Origin of the sequence: Vibrio sp. TBV020, from assembly GCF_046056895.1 — a bacterium.
Lineage (GTDB): Bacteria > Pseudomonadota > Gammaproteobacteria > Enterobacterales > Vibrionaceae > Vibrio.
The window spans coordinates 348,594-363,444 of record NZ_JBEEAQ010000003.1; the positions used below are offsets into that span (position 1 = coordinate 348,594).

Here is a 14,851-nt window from a genome sequence, read left to right on the forward strand (position 1 = left end):
GATGAGTAAAGTTAAATATAAGATTGGTGGTTTTGGTGAGTTAGAGTATGGTAATTCTAGCTCTAGTCTTCACCCTAAAGCTCTCAAACTACAATCTGCGAGGAGTGCTCTTTTTTTATTCCTCTCAAATGTCGTATGCCGTAAAATTTATATACCATCTTACGTATGTGATGTAATACTTCCTGTATTTAAAACTTTAAAAATAGAGGCAGTGTTTTATCAGCTTGATGATAGAATGCTACCTGATTCTGTTGATTTAAATAGTCTGCTTGATGGTGAATTTTTATTACTAGTTAATTATTTTGGTTTGTGTGATAAAGAAATAGAATCATATTTATACAGCCATGATGCTCATCGATCAAAAGTGATTATCGATAACTCTCAATCACTTTTTTCTGAACCTCTGGATTGTTCTGCTACAGTTTATTCTCCAAGAAAGTTTCTTGGAATAGCAGATGGTGGCTATTTGTATACAGATGTTAGTTTAAATAATAACTATCCAAAGTTATTTTTTGATGGTATGAGCCATATAGATCACTTATATCTAAGGATGAAAGGAGAAATTAGCCTTGGGTATGAAAAATTCTTAGCATCTGAGAGTGAATTTACACAACTGCAACCACTTTTCATGTCTCAGATATCTGAAAGCCTTGTTGACAGTTATGATCTCGAGTCGATAAAGATTGCACGAGTAGAAAACTATAAAAAACTAGATGATGAATTTTCTAAAATTAATTTGTCTAATCTTTCCTTACACTCTCAATCGGTACCACTTTGCTACCCTTTAGTCATGAGTGAAAATGTGACGAATATCTGTCGAGAATTGATACCCAAGGGTATCTATTTACCTAGATATTGGCCGAGAAGTAACAATTACATGTACGAAAATACATTATTCTTACCTATAGATCATAGGCTTAAGTTTGCTGATGTTCGCTTTCTAATCGAAAGCCTTTACAAGCTGCTAAAAAAATATGGATGAAATTACATTAATTAAAGAACTTGAAAGGTTGTTAAAGCCTGTTCAAGATAGGGTAAGGAAGGGTTCAAGTCAGTTTATGAAAACTGACTTTTGTCATGCGTTCATACTTGGCTGTCCTCGAAGTGGAACAACTGCGCTACTTCAGTATCTATCATACACGAACGCTTGGAACTACCCGACTAACCTATTAACTCGCTTTTCTTCATCTTTGTATGTAGGAATGCTATTTCAGAGATTGATGTTTGATGAAAAGTTTGGGTTGATTAGGAACTCATCAAATATTGACTTTTCATCTGAATATGGGCGTAGCAAGGGAGCTATGAATGCGAATGAATTTTTCCATTTCTTTAGACACTATTTCCCTAATCAAACAATACGCTATTTGAATAAAGAAGAGCTTTCTAAGGTTGATTGTGTTTCTTTAAGAAAAGATTTAGATATTATATGTGAGCTTAATAATAAACCTTTCTTAACAAAAGCATTAATGTTTCAATATAATCTTGATTTTTTTTCAAATAAGTTAGGGAAAGTCTTGTATATATATATACGAAGAGACCCTATTTATAATATGCAGTCGATTTATAAGTCAAGGTTGTCTGAAATGGAGGGGGCTAGCCATTGGTGGTCTGCAAAACCAAAGCAATATAAATCACTAAAAGATAGGAATATCTTTGAACAAATTGCAGGGCAAGTTTTATACAGCAACTATGAGATAGAAGAGTGTTTAAAGTCTATTCCTAGTGATAATAAATTAATCCTGGATTATGAAAGGTTTGTAGAAGATCCAGAGGGAGTATTTAGTTTAATAAAAAGTAAGTATGACAAGCTTGGTGTTACGCTTCGTAGTGATAGAGATGTTCCTAGGGATAGTATTATTGATGCAAATTTTAAATCCGTAGATAATATAGTTTGGGAGCAACTTTTATCGGCGAAAAATAAAATTGAACAAGAAATGTTGAGAGGTGATACTTGAAACGATTTTTTTTAATTATTACTTCGATATTTTGGTCTGCAGTTTTTTTTATTAGTGGATGTAAAAAAAAGGCTATTAAAAACATTTATGATATTAATAGCCTCTCTCCTAATGATATTTTATTAAAAATGGAAATTAGTGAGCGCTACGGACTGAAGGTTTTAGGTGGTATTGACCCTTTTTTATTTGAAAATACTAAATACTTCTGTTTAGGTTCATTGAACTTCGAGCTGTTGTTTTTTTGTTTTAAGAGACATTTTAAAAATGACTATAGTAAGTTCGAATTGTTTGAGAGAGAACATTCCTATATAAACAATGACACATTGTCATTGCCAGAGCTTCAGGATAAAATAGATAAGAAAAGAAAAAACAATGAAGAATATAGAGGTTTCCTTATCACAGGTAAGCCCATAATATTTGACTTGATCTCTTCTGATGATGATTTTACTTACGTTAAGCAAAATCATGGAATTTTTGACACTATTAATGCTATACACAAAAGTGTTCATAGTGCAGATGTTAACCTCACAAATGACCAAAAGATATCTCTAGTATTAAGAGCCTATAAAGAGGTTTTTCCTGACTGGGCTATATCTAGGAATTGGTCTCATGAAGGACTCTATTTTGAATGGCTTGAGTCATTCTTATACAGCTCTTCAGGATATTACCAAGCTATATCTTCAGTTGGTGGTGAACACCATGAAATAAACTCAAAGTCAAAAGATAATATGGTTGATGCATTGTCTTTAATTGGAGTTAATGGGGGGGTTTATTATAATGGCTTGGAGGGAAAAGATATTGTTTATAAAGGTGAGTTCATTCGACTAATTGAGTCGATTAATGTCAATTATGATTTTGTGATTATAGTTGGACCTAAAGAGTTAAATTATCTGTTTCAAAATGGGCTGTTTAAGGGTGAAATGGTTGACGTTCCAGAATATTCAGCAGCGTCAGAACGTGAGAAGATAGTAGATAGAGTAGTTAAGCATATTGGTTCTCAAAGTGGGAATGGTATCATTCTCTATCAGTGTGGCATGTTAGCTTCTATCTTTAGCTATAAAATCCACAAAATGCAGTTAGGAGTATCTCAGCTAGATTTAGGGTTGAGTTTGGGAGCATTATCTCCTGAGTTTGCAGGTCGATTTCCTTGGTACTCTAAATTCGGTGATGAACTTGAGAGATTGTACAATACATGATTCCGGTAACTAAACCTTATCTTCCTGATCAAAATAAGATCAATAAATATATGACTGGGATATACAGTAACGGTATTCTGACTAATCGCGGCCCTTTAGTTCGTCAGTTAGAGACTCGCCTTGAAGAGTACCTTGGGGTAAAAAATGTTATCCTAGTCGCGAATGGAACATTAGCACTTCAAATAGCGTATAGAGCACTTGGAATTTCAAAGCATGTCATAACGACCCCATTTTCCTTTGTTGCGACGGCAAGTAGTCTAGAGTGGGAAGGAATAGACTTTGACTTTGCTGATATATGCGGCAAGTCATTCAATCTAGACCCATTGCGAGTATTAGAGCACCTCAAACCAGAAACAGAGGCTATAGTGCCTACACACGTATATGGTAATCCTTGTGCAACAGGCTTGTTTAATGATATTGCGAAGGAAAAGGGGCTCAAAGTTATATATGATGCTGCTCATGCATTCGGTACTAAGACCGATGGTGAGTCTATTTTAAATCAAGGCGACATTAGTACACTTAGTTTCCATGCAACCAAACTTTTTCATACCGTTGAAGGTGGTGCAATAGTGACAAATGACAATGATGTGGCTGATAAAGTTAGGTTGCTAATTAACTTTGGTATTTCTGGACCTGATAAAACAAATGGCGTTGGCATTAATGCAAAGGTATCAGAAGTACATGCAGCTTTTGGATTGGCTTTGTTAGATGATATAGATAAGATTATTGCAAACCGCAAAGACTCAATCGAGGAATATAAGGAATGCTTGAGGGACCTTGTACAGTTTCAAGAACTTGCCCATAACACAGATGTAGCCCCAAGTTATATGCCAGTTGTTCTAGATAGCTCATGTCGTACATCAAACGTTGTTGAAAAGTTATCGAGTCAGGAGATTCTTACTCGAAGATATTTTCGTCCATCACTTTGTTCGGTCTATGGGAAACAAGAAAAATCCATTTCTAAAAGTATATCTGAGAGAGTAATCTGTTTACCTCTTTACTATGATGTACCTGTAGAAAAGGTTTGTAAGAAATTTATTAAGGCACTCAGATGAGTAAAATATTTTGTATTAGTTTACAGCGTTCAGGAACTAAGTCTGTTGGTAATTTTCTTCGAGATAATGGGATAAAGGTCTGTACTTATAAAAATGCTGTTGATGATGGCATTATTGAAATGGCTCATGACTACCGACTAAATGAGTTATTAGATTATATTGAGACATCCGAGTATGACGCTTTTGAAGATTCACCTTGGTGGCATAACGATATATACAAATTTCTTTTCCATAATTTACCTGATAGTAAGTTTATTCTACTAGAAAGGGATGCGAAGAAATGGTTTGATTCTATGATAAAACATAGTGATGGGAATCATCCTGGTTTGGCTATTCGACACGCAGAGGTGTATCGCAGACTTGGGCATCTTGAATGGAAAAGTCAATTTATTGATAACTTTAACTATGTTGATACAAGGGAGGCGTTCAAAATTACTGAGAGCCGTGATTATTATTTACAATTTCATTGTACTTATCATGATGAAATTAATGCTTACTTTAAACTATTGAATGCTGATAACCGACTATATTTTGATAAGTTAGAAACCCACTCTTGGAAAGGGTTAGCAAGGTTTTGTGGAATCAATAAATGGAAATTGGACTACTCATCAGTTCACTCTCATAAGACAAATAAGTCTCTGAGCGACACAATTAAGCTAGCTAAGTAAATCTATTCGGTATTTTGTGAGAATTTAAGTGAATAAACAAATTATAGTTGTTCTAGGTATGCATCGAAGCGGCACTAGCTTAATAACTAAAGGTCTTGAAAGTCTTAGAGTTGAGCTAAGTGAGTCCGTGATTCCTCAGGCTAATGATAATGTAAAAGGCTTCTGGGAAGATGCGGATATATTGAACTTTAATGAAAGGTTATTGAACATTTTTGGTAGCCATTGGTATTCTACTAATCATTTCAAAGTTTCCGATATTAATAGCAACCAGTTAAATGATTTAATATCTGAAGCATATGAACTTATTAGCTCAAAGCTAGAAAAGCATGATGTTTGGGGGTTTAAAGATCCCAGAACATGTGTGTTATTGGATTTTTGGAACTTAGTTTTTCAGAAGTTATCATCTGTTGAAGTTAAATATTTAGTTTGTTTACGCAACCCAGTAGAAGTTGCTGGTTCTCTTCAAAAGCGAGATGCCATACTAGAGCATCATGCATACTACCTTTGGTTATATTATGTAACCCAATCTTTATCTTGTTTAAAGAGCGGATCTAAAAGTTACATCGTAGACTATAGTGAAGTGATTTCTGATCCAGAATCTGTGTTAATGGATATTGCCTCAAAGTTATCACTTGATATTGACAAACCAAAGCTGAACTATTTTTGTCATGAATATCTCGATCCTAGCTTACGTCATAATATATTTAGTGAGTGTAATGACTTAAGCCCAGTTTCTAGATTTACATTTAACTTCTATAACGAACTTAAATTTGGTGCTAGTCTAGTTGATGTCGCTTCTATTATAGAAAAGTATAATTTAGATTTTTCAGTTCCTCTTGAAAAAGAAATTGATTCTTTTCATAAAGAACAACTATTAATATCAAGTGAATTGATTAGAAATCAAAAAAATAAACTCGATAGAGATGAATATGATTTTAGAAAAGAGATAGATAGACTCTCAACAGAAAATCAAGCAATACTAGATGACCTAAATAGTGTACTCAATAGTTTTTCATGGATGGTTACAAGACCAATACGCTTACTTTCTAAACCGAAAGCTTATTTTCCTGCATTAAAGTCAAAGCTCAAAGAAAGTCCATTCGAGCCAGTATTAAGAAAGTTCTACTATGGTTATTTAAAGTCTAAACGATTTATCGCAACAAGTCCTTATTCTAAGCAAAACTTGCCAGCGATACAGAGTATGTCTTTGAAAAGGGCTGATATCTTGTGCTCAGAACAGCATGTTCGCTCTATAACTCATAAAACTCCACACGATGCATTGCCAGAAATAGATCTAACGATTGTTACATATAATAATGGACAGTGGCTTGATAAATTCTTAGGAAGCCTACTATCACAAAATTATCCAGTACATAAACTTAATCTGCACTTTGTAGATAATAGCTCTACAAATAATACCTTTGAGCAATTATTAGATGCAAAGGAAAAGCTAGGAGGTCAGTTTGCTGGTTTCTCTGTGTATCAAAGAGAAAATTTGGGTTTTGGTGCTGGTCATGATTATGCGGTCAGTCAATCTACTAATGAGCTTTTCTTAGTAACTAATATTGATTTAGAGTTTGCACCCGAGTCAATTGAAACGGTAGTCGTAAATGCCCTCTCTGATGACGAGAAAATAGCATCATGGGAGCTTAAACAGCTACCTTATGAACACCCTAAATATTATGATCCTGTTACATTTGAAACTAATTGGTCTTCACATGCCTGTATTTTAATTAGGCGTTCAGCATATGTAGAGGTCGGTGGGTATGAAGAACGAATATTCATGTATGGTGAAGATGTTGAATTATCTTATCGTTTCCGATCCTATGGATATTCATTGAAATATGTGCCTTCTGCATTTGTATACCATTATACCTATGATGAGGTGAACCAAGTTAAACCTATACAGTTCTCAGGTAGCACACTTGCAAATGCATATCTGCGTTTAAGATATGGTAATACCACAGATAAGTTAGTAGGGCTGGCACTACAGGTTGCTTTACTAGTGAGAGGCGGGGGCTTTGAGGGCAGCCGTAAACTGGTGGTAAACAATCTAAAGTTGATATTCAAGAATGCGAATTATTTTGTATCTACAGCAAATAAAAATTCGCAAGTTAACTTTCCATTCAGATATTTTGATTATGAACTGATTAGAGATGGTGCTTTTTATGAGGTAAGTACTCCGATAAGCACACACGAGCAACCTTTAGTGACAATTATTACACGCACCTATCAGGGACGAGAGTTTTGGCTAAAAGAATGCATAGCTTCTGTCATTAACCAAACTTACTCAAATATTCAGCATATAATCGTTGAAGATGGTGGCGATACTCATAGCTCCCTTGTTTCTAAAGCCAAGCAATCCTATGGCCCAGACTATAATGTTGAGTTTTATGGTTTTGAAAAGAAGGGCCGATCATACACTGGTAACCAAGGACTAGCTAAGGCGAGAGGGGAATATTGTTTATTCTTAGATGATGATGATTTAATTTTCCCAGATCATATAGAGGTTTTGGTTAATGAGATTCTCAGTAACCCTAAAGTTTCGGCTACGTATTCATTAGCTTGGGATGCACACACGGAAGTTAATAAAGAAGCACGCTGCTATCAAGAGCATGTTTTTGAAACGCTGCCTCTCTTTTACCAAGAGTTTGATTATAAAACTCTTCTTGATCATAACTATATACCAATCCAGTCAATTTTGTTTAAGAAAGACTTATATGAACAACATGGTGGATTTGAAGAAGATATGGATCAGCTTGAAGATTGGAACCTATGGACTTGCTATGCATCTGATGCGCAGTTTAAGTTTGTCGAGAAAACAACATCTCTTTTTAGAACTCCAGCCGACCAAGCAGAACGTCTCCGCAGAGCTAGCTTACTGAATAAAGCATTTCCTGATGCGATAAAAAGACAAAAAGTGAAGTTATAATAATGACTAGATTATCAGCACATTTAAATAGTAGAGATAATAACTTTAACCTTATTAGGATGTTATCTGCAATTGCAGTAATTTTTAGTCATAGCTTTATTTTAGCAATGGGCCCTCAAAATGGAGCTGATCCATTGGCTCGATTTATTGGAATGCCAATTTCAGCTCTTGCAGTGAATATATTTTTTATTACTAGTGGGATGTTGGTGACTAAAAGCTTAGTTGATAGGAAAAGTATCACTTTCTTCTTAGTTGCTCGTGGAGTAAGGATCTTTCCAGGTCTTATTATTGCAGTTTTATTTTCAACTTATATTGTTGGTGCGGTAACGACAGAATTGAATCTATTTGATTATATTCTACATAGTGATACCTTTAGTTTTGTAAAGCGCAATATTTGGCTTTTTGATAATGTTATTCAGTATTCACTTCCTGGAGTTTTTGAACATACACCATACAAATATGCTGTAAATGGATCATTGTGGACACTTCCTTGGGAGATCTACTCATACATATCAGTATTATTAATCTACATAGTACTTAAAAAGCACTCTAATATTGGCTTCTTTATTTCGGCTAGTTTTTTGTTCTTGCTATACTTTAATGGGATATATAGGCTTGTAGATATTGAAATAATTAGTCCTGTCTATCTAAAATTGCTTGTTATGTTTTATTCTGGGGTTTTATTTTATCTTCTAAGAGATAAGATATTAATCTCATGGTTCATTCTTGTATTAAGCATTGTTCTTTACTATTTAGTTAATGATTATAAGTTCTCTAAAGTTTTGTTCCCAATCTTTATCACTTATTGGACTGTTTGTTTTGCCTACTTAATTAAGGGAGGAGTTCTTAGATATAATAAGCTTGGCGACTTGTCATATGGTACTTATATCTATGCATTTCCTGTTCAGCAAGCTTTGGTTTATTACTTTTTGCCAAGTGGTTGGATTCTTTTTTGGACTTCAACAGCAGTTACATTAATCTTTGCATACATTTCATGGCACTATATTGAGAAGAAAGCATTAGCACATCGTGACAGGTGTATTATTCTTGTCGAAAATGTGGCTCTTAAAGTATCTTCTTGGTTTCTAAACCTCAAGGGGAATAAATAGTGCGCGTTGAATCACTTACTTTTTTCCGGTTTATTGCAGCATGTTTGGTGGTGATTTTCCATTATGGTTCAGGGACTCTCTTCAAAGAATCTTTAGGAAAATTTGGGAATATGGGACCAATTATGGTCACTTTCTTTTTCACTCTTTCTGGATTTGTTTTAGCAATCGCTTACTATAAAAGGTCCACCTCATCTCTCTTGTCCTTTTATTTTGCACGTATAGCAAGGATTGCTCCTATTTATCTTTTAGCCCTTTTATTAACCTGGCTGTTTTTTGATGGTGTAGGTTGGGGGCCAAATGATAGTTTAGGTTTATTTCTGAATATTACATGGCTACAAGCTTGGTTTCCTTCATACGCATTATCATACAATGCTCCAGGCTGGTCTCTTTCCGTTGAAATGTTTTTTTATGCTAGTTTTCCTTTCATTTTTTGGCGGTTAGTTAATCTCAGTATCAAACAGTTAATAACTATTTCTTTTGTTTTATATATAGTAACTCAATTTATATTAAGCCAGTTATTAGAAATTCAACTTTCCAATATCGCTATCTCGGCTTCTGAACTTCCCCTTCGAGAGCTAATATTTTATTTCCCTCTATCTCACTATTGCAGTTTCTTTTTTGGTTTATGCTCTGGTGTTATATTTATGAGAAATAACAAAACAGTGAATAATAATCTGTTTTCATTATTAACTTTCACTATATCAACAGCTTTAATGATATATGTTCTATATGATGGCCGCAGTCTTAATAAACTATTCGATATAACTTTAGCTTATGGGAGTAGTTTTTATTCAATATTTTTTGCACTATACATCTATATGGTGGCATCAAACTCTTGCATCATAACACAATGGTTGTCTAAGCGACCTTTTGTTGTCCTAGGAGAGGCTAGTTACTCATTATATATATTACAAATGCCAGTGTATTTAATTATGGAGAAGTTTTTCTTTGATCTTGTTGGAAGTGATTTAACTATTAGATTCTTCTTGTATTTTTGTTTCTTATTATTATTTTCCCTCATATCATGGAAATTTTTTGAAGCTCCAATGAGAACGCTTATTTTGAGGTTTACTAATAAAAATAGTATTTAAATAGGGATGTCATAAATGCTATTGCTGTACCTTGATAGGTTGAATTTTAACTAAGATGGCAATTGTTAAGATTGTTTGGGTAAACTGAGAAATGATATACAGAAAAGAATTAGATGGATTACGTGCTTTAGCCGTAATTGCAGTGATTATTTACCATGCTAACTTAGAAGTATTTGGACTTAAGGTCATTCAAGGTGGTTTTTTTGGTGTTGATGTATTCTTTGTTCTTTCAGGTTATTTGATTACATCTATAATCCGTAGTCAGATGGAGCAAGAAGAGTTTTCGTTTCGTGATTTTTACTGGCGAAGAGCTAAGCGAATACTGCCTGCATATATCATTATGCTCTTAGTTACATCTATATTTGCTTTTTTTATTTTGTTACCAAGTCAATTAACTACTTATATTGAGTCGTTACGATCTGCATTATACTTTGGTTCAAATCATTATTTCTATACGCAAGATAGCTATACGTCGATAGCAAGTATTTATCGTCCCTTGCTTCATACCTGGAGCTTATCTGTTGAATGGCAGTTTTATATAGTTTTCCCTTTTTTGGTATGGGGGTTGAATAAGGTTTGCTCTAAATACTTATTTATTTTTCTTCTGTTTTTTGCTCTGTTATCATTACAATTATCAAGATATATTGTAGATATAGACCCTGATATGGCCTTCTATTTCCTTATCACTAGGGCATGGGAGTTGATTTTGGGTGGTTTAATTACTTTTTATAGAACGTCACAGTTTGATACATTAATTAAAGAAAGATTGTCTTCTTTTATATATAGATGTTTGCCAGTTTTTGGAATATTGCTTGTCATCTTCTCGATGATATTTATTAGTCATAATGTCAAGCACCCATCATTTGTTACTTTACTTCCTGTAGTAGGTACTTGTCTATTTATTATGTTTTATGACAAAACTAGTGTCGCCATTAGTATTTTTTCTTTAAAGCCAGTTGTTAATGTTGGCTTGATTTCCTATTCATTGTATTTATGGCATCAACCAATTTTTGTTTTCTTTAGGTTAATAGAAACACCATCTTTTAGAATAGAACACTTTGTGCTTTTGATGTTGATTACATTATTAATTTCTTATGCATCATATCAATTTATTGAAATTAGTTTTAGGCGTAAGCTTTCTTTTAAGGTATTGCTAGCGTTTATGGGTTCCTCTGTCCTATTCTTTTCTTTATATTCAATAGGGGTAAGTGGTTATATTGATAAATTTAGTACAAAACCAATAGCTATTGCTTCAATGGAGGCAAATAATAGAAATCCATACAAGTGTATGGTTAATGGTAAGGTTAAGTTAAATGATTTAACATATTGTTATATCGGCCAACAAGATAATATTAAAGCTATTATTGTTGGTGATAGTCATGCTGAAGCGTTAACGACATCCATATCAAGTCTCTTGGATCTGGATCGTGATGGAGTGTTAGCCTTTACAAGGGCTTCATGCCCATTCATCCTAAACGCTAAAAATAATCGGAATGGAGACGCATGCTATTATGAGAACTTTCTAAGGTTAGAAAGGATTCAACAAGAATTCCCTAATATTCCAGTATTTATTGTGGCGAGATGGGGGGCTTATCTCTATGGTCAATCAGATCCAGAACGAATAATTGATGATAACCACCCATCGATGTACTTTGGAAATAATGAACAGATTGAAATTAAACAGTTAGAGTCACTATTTCAAGAAAACTTAAAAAAGACACTGTGTGAAGCCAAGAAAAGCTCTCCTGTTTTTATTACACAGCCAGTCCCTGAAATGAGAAGAAATATACCAAAGGTTATGTCATCAGATCTCTCGCAAGGGAAGTATGGCTTAGATTACTCAATAGACATAAGATTGTATTTTCAAAGAAATAATATTTTAAGAAGTATGATTTCTAGTGCTTCAGATTCATGTGGTGTTACAGTTATTGATCCTATTAAAGTTCTTTGTCGGGATGGTCGGTGTATGGCAGAGATTGATGGTAGACCTATTTACTTTGATGGTGACCATTTAAGTGAATTTGGCAATAAACTATTGAGTCCGCTATTTAAGCAATACTTAAATAATTAATTAACTTTAAGGTTGGTAATGTTTTGGTTGGTAGAAATAACGATTAGTGCATTTTCCTTTTTTATTAAGTTTTGAAGTATCTAATATAGCTCTTTAGGTAGTGAAGAAAGGTTTTAGAAAAAATACTTCTATTTGCATGTTGCGCAAAATGCGTTGCTTTATATTCAGGGTAATAAGTAACTTTATAATCTAGTAAGTTGAGAGCTCTCTTACAAATGTCAACATCTTCAAAGTACATGAAATATCTTTCATCAAACCCTTTTAATTTTTTATACACTTGAGTAGAAAATAGTAAGAAAGAGCCAGCTGCCCAATCAACAGTAGTTGGTTGGGTTATTGTTTTCTTATTGTAGTGATCATTCCTTTTTATTTTCAGTAGGGTCTTTATTGGATTTAGAACTGAAGGAAACCGTCTAATAGAGTTATCGTAGAGTGTCATTTCTCGATTACGGAACAAGTTGATAGTTGCTACTTTTGTTCGAGAGTTTATAACTGCTTCATACAGTTGATCGATAGTTTCACATGTAACTTCTACATCAGGGTTGAGCACTAAAAAGTAGTCGCTATCAGTCATATTTAATTGGTCTGTACAAAGCTCAAACACTTCGTTATTGTTCGCCCCAAATCCTTTTTTTTCCACGCCTTGTATCAAGTGTATACCTGCTTCAGCACAATAACTGTTTAATTCAACGGAGGCTACGGTGTTTGATTTGATCACAACATGGTGTATTTTTGCTAAATTTTTTAATGTTGGGTTTTTGCAGATCATTTCATCGTGGTTATGATTCACAACTGATATATATAGACTCATTACTATTCCTGTTCTGTTGGAGTGTAGCCTGTAGGCGCTGTTAACAAAATGGTTTTTATCTGACTTGTATCAAAGTCATGGCAACACTTGTCGAGTTTATGAAGTAATTTATCCATCTCTAACCAACTTAGACTCTCTTCTTGTGCTGTCATAATTTTTTGATGTCCAGTCCCTTCAACATTTTCTCCAATTAGAAGTTCTTCATAGAGTTTTTCGCCAGGCCTCAGTCCAGTAAACTTAATCTCGATATCTCCATCATCTGACTTAGCTTCTTTCGCTTCTGACATTCCCATTAAGTGAATCATTCGCTGAGCTAAGTCCAAAATTTTAACTGGCTCGCCCATGTCTAAGACAAAAACTTGTCCATTATGACCTAAGGCCCCTGCTTGAATGACTAATTGAGCAGCTTCTGGGATAAGCATGAAGTATCGAATGATATCTGGGTGAGTGACCGTTACAGGGCCCCCCGAACGAATCTGCTTTTTAAATAGTGGAACTACAGAACCTGATGAACCGAGGACATTACCAAAGCGGACCATCGTAAATGTAGTTTTTGAATGCTCTTCTGCTAAAGCTTGTAGTACTAGCTCCGCAAGCCTTTTACTCGCCCCCATGACATTTGTTGGGCGAACAGCCTTATCGGTAGAGATAAGCGTAAAGTTCTTAACACGCGCATTAATAGCAGCTTTTGCACAAGCTAACGTGCCAAAGACATTATTTCGGATCCCTTCGACAACGTTGTCTTCGACTAAAGGCACATGTTTATATGCTGCTGCATGGTAAAGAGTATCAACACCATGTGCTGACAAGAGCTTTTCTAGTCTATTCTGACGTTGGACTGAGCCTAAAGCTGCAATTATATTTGTCTCAACTTTCAGGGCCGCTTTGCTGGCATTCAGTTCCTGGTTGATTTGATAAAGGTTATACTCATTTAGCTCAAACAAAACCAACGTTTTAGGGTTTTGAGTTAAAATTTGGCGGCAAAGCTCTGAGCCTATTGAGCCTCCCGCACCTGTGACCATTACACTTTTTCCAACTATGTTTTTTGATAGTAATTCTTGGTCTGGCTCAACTGGCGCTCTGCCTAAAAGATCAGCAATATCTAAATCTTTTACTTCTGTTGCGCTCGCTCGTCCTGCGGCAATATCTTCCACTGAAGGTACAGATTGTACTTCAATTGGCCAGTTAGATAGCTTTTCCACCAGCCTTAATCGCTTCCCTTTATTGATATTGTTGATTGCTAGTAACAATTTGACTGGCTGATAAAGAGATTGAAGATGCTCGAACTCATTCGGGTGATATACACGAATCCCAAACAGGACTTGCCCTGCTTTTGTTGGATCATCATCAAGTAGGGCGACAGGGTGATACTCATCTCCTTGTATTAGAGCGTAAGCGAGATCCCTTCCGGTCGCACCTGCCCCGTAAATTAATACGTTTGGTTTTTGGCGTTTGTAGTAATGATAATAGATGCTTCGTACAAGGATACGAGGTCCACCTAGGGTTAAGATTGCCAGCCCGGCATAGATAAACGGCACGCTTCTAGGTATGAATGAGTGAAAAAAGAAACCACTCAGAGCAAGTGTAAGTGCTGATAAGAATACACCTAAAAATATGTGTCCGACAGCAGGCAGCATCATATATCTAAGCACGGCTCTATACATCCCGAGCTTAATAAAGCTGTAAATTGTAACGAATAGCGTTACTAGCAGACTAAAGACCTCATCTAAGCCTACATGAAAACTAGCAGCTCCGAGTCTAAGTGCTATGGCAAGGTACAACGAAAACAGGACTGCGATGATGTCATAACCAATACTGATTAATCGTTTGTTTTTTCTATTTGCGTTTAGAAGAAGCCGGATCGGAGTGAACATATATGTAACTATAGCCAGTGAGTGATTATCTTATGTTATTGTCGCCCGTATTTTAGAAAGCTTTAATGTTAATAGCTAGAAGAAAACGG

Annotated in this window: 11 protein-coding genes; 9 read left to right on the forward strand and 2 right to left on the reverse strand. The window is 34.9% G+C overall.

Annotated elements, in window-relative coordinates; translation table 11 throughout:
• Position 1 precedes the first annotated feature (1 nt).
• The 9 genes from AAFX28_RS09560 to AAFX28_RS09600 all read left to right on the forward strand — a co-directional run bounded on the left by AAFX28_RS09560 (position 2) and on the right by AAFX28_RS09600 (position 12,077).
• Positions 2-982, forward strand: a complete 981-nt coding sequence (locus AAFX28_RS09560) for a hypothetical protein (protein ID WP_408687266.1) — start codon at positions 2-4, stop codon at positions 980-982.
• Positions 975-1,955 carry a sulfotransferase gene (locus tag AAFX28_RS09565; protein WP_408687268.1) on the forward strand — a complete coding sequence of 327 codons (981 nt, stop codon included), beginning with the start codon at positions 975-977 and terminating at the stop codon, positions 1,953-1,955. Before AAFX28_RS09560 ends, AAFX28_RS09565 begins: the two co-directional genes overlap by 8 nt.
• Complete coding sequence (locus AAFX28_RS09570) at positions 1,952-3,151, forward strand: hypothetical protein (protein WP_408687269.1); 1,200 nt, start codon at positions 1,952-1,954, stop codon at positions 3,149-3,151. The genes AAFX28_RS09565 and AAFX28_RS09570 overlap by 4 nt, the downstream gene beginning before the upstream one ends.
• Complete coding sequence (locus tag AAFX28_RS09575; RefSeq protein ID WP_408687271.1) at positions 3,148-4,206, forward strand: DegT/DnrJ/EryC1/StrS family aminotransferase; 1,059 nt, start codon at positions 3,148-3,150, stop codon at positions 4,204-4,206. The genes AAFX28_RS09570 and AAFX28_RS09575 overlap by 4 nt, the downstream gene beginning before the upstream one ends.
• On the forward strand, positions 4,203-4,874 hold the full coding sequence (locus AAFX28_RS09580; protein ID WP_408687273.1) for a sulfotransferase: 672 nt from the start codon (positions 4,203-4,205) through the stop codon (positions 4,872-4,874). The genes AAFX28_RS09575 and AAFX28_RS09580 overlap by 4 nt, the downstream gene beginning before the upstream one ends.
• Before the next feature lie 28 nt (positions 4,875-4,902).
• Positions 4,903-7,806, forward strand: a complete 2,904-nt coding sequence (locus tag AAFX28_RS09585; protein ID WP_408687274.1) for a glycosyltransferase — start codon at positions 4,903-4,905, stop codon at positions 7,804-7,806.
• A gap of 2 nt (positions 7,807-7,808) precedes the next feature.
• A complete protein-coding gene (locus AAFX28_RS09590) occupies positions 7,809-8,915 on the forward strand; it encodes an acyltransferase family protein (protein WP_408687276.1) in 1,107 nt (368 codons plus the stop codon).
• A complete protein-coding gene (locus AAFX28_RS09595) occupies positions 8,915-10,006 on the forward strand; it encodes an acyltransferase family protein (protein ID WP_408687277.1) in 1,092 nt (363 codons plus the stop codon). The genes AAFX28_RS09590 and AAFX28_RS09595 overlap by 1 nt, the downstream gene beginning before the upstream one ends.
• 91 nt (positions 10,007-10,097) lie before the next feature.
• Positions 10,098-12,077, forward strand: coding sequence for an acyltransferase family protein (locus AAFX28_RS09600; RefSeq protein ID WP_408687279.1), 1,980 nt, complete (start codon positions 10,098-10,100; stop codon positions 12,075-12,077).
• A 64-nt stretch (positions 12,078-12,141) separates the two neighbouring features.
• Here the strand turns inward: AAFX28_RS09600 and AAFX28_RS09605 are convergent, their stop codons facing one another.
• Both AAFX28_RS09605 and AAFX28_RS09610 read right to left on the reverse strand, forming a co-directional pair.
• The gene (locus AAFX28_RS09605) at positions 12,142-12,888 is read right to left on the reverse strand and encodes a glycosyltransferase family 2 protein (RefSeq protein WP_408687280.1); all 747 of its coding nucleotides are present in this window, start codon (positions 12,886-12,888) and stop codon (positions 12,142-12,144) included.
• A 2-nt stretch (positions 12,889-12,890) separates the two neighbouring features.
• Positions 12,891-14,762, reverse strand: a complete 1,872-nt coding sequence (locus tag AAFX28_RS09610; protein ID WP_408687282.1) for a polysaccharide biosynthesis protein — start codon at positions 14,760-14,762, stop codon at positions 12,891-12,893.
• Positions 14,763-14,851 lie beyond the last annotated feature (89 nt).

Bases quoted from the DNA above. Each gene is read 5' to 3' on its own strand.
- AAFX28_RS09560 (WP_408687266.1), top strand. From the start codon at position 2: ATGAGTAAAGTTAAATATAAGATTGGTGGTTTTGGTGAGTTAGAGTAT.
- AAFX28_RS09565 (WP_408687268.1), top strand. From the start codon at position 975: ATGGATGAAATTACATTAATTAAAGAACTTGAAAGGTTGTTAAAGCCT.
- AAFX28_RS09575 (WP_408687271.1), top strand. From the start codon at position 3,148: ATGATTCCGGTAACTAAACCTTATCTTCCTGATCAAAATAAGATCAAT.
- AAFX28_RS09580 (WP_408687273.1), top strand. From the start codon at position 4,203: ATGAGTAAAATATTTTGTATTAGTTTACAGCGTTCAGGAACTAAGTCT.
- AAFX28_RS09590 (WP_408687276.1), top strand. From the start codon at position 7,809: ATGACTAGATTATCAGCACATTTAAATAGTAGAGATAATAACTTTAAC.
- AAFX28_RS09600 (WP_408687279.1), top strand. From the start codon at position 10,098: ATGATATACAGAAAAGAATTAGATGGATTACGTGCTTTAGCCGTAATT.
- AAFX28_RS09605 (WP_408687280.1), bottom strand. From the start codon at position 12,888: ATGAGTCTATATATATCAGTTGTGAATCATAACCACGATGAAATGATC.
- AAFX28_RS09610 (WP_408687282.1), bottom strand. From the start codon at position 14,762: ATGTTCACTCCGATCCGGCTTCTTCTAAACGCAAATAGAAAAAACAAA.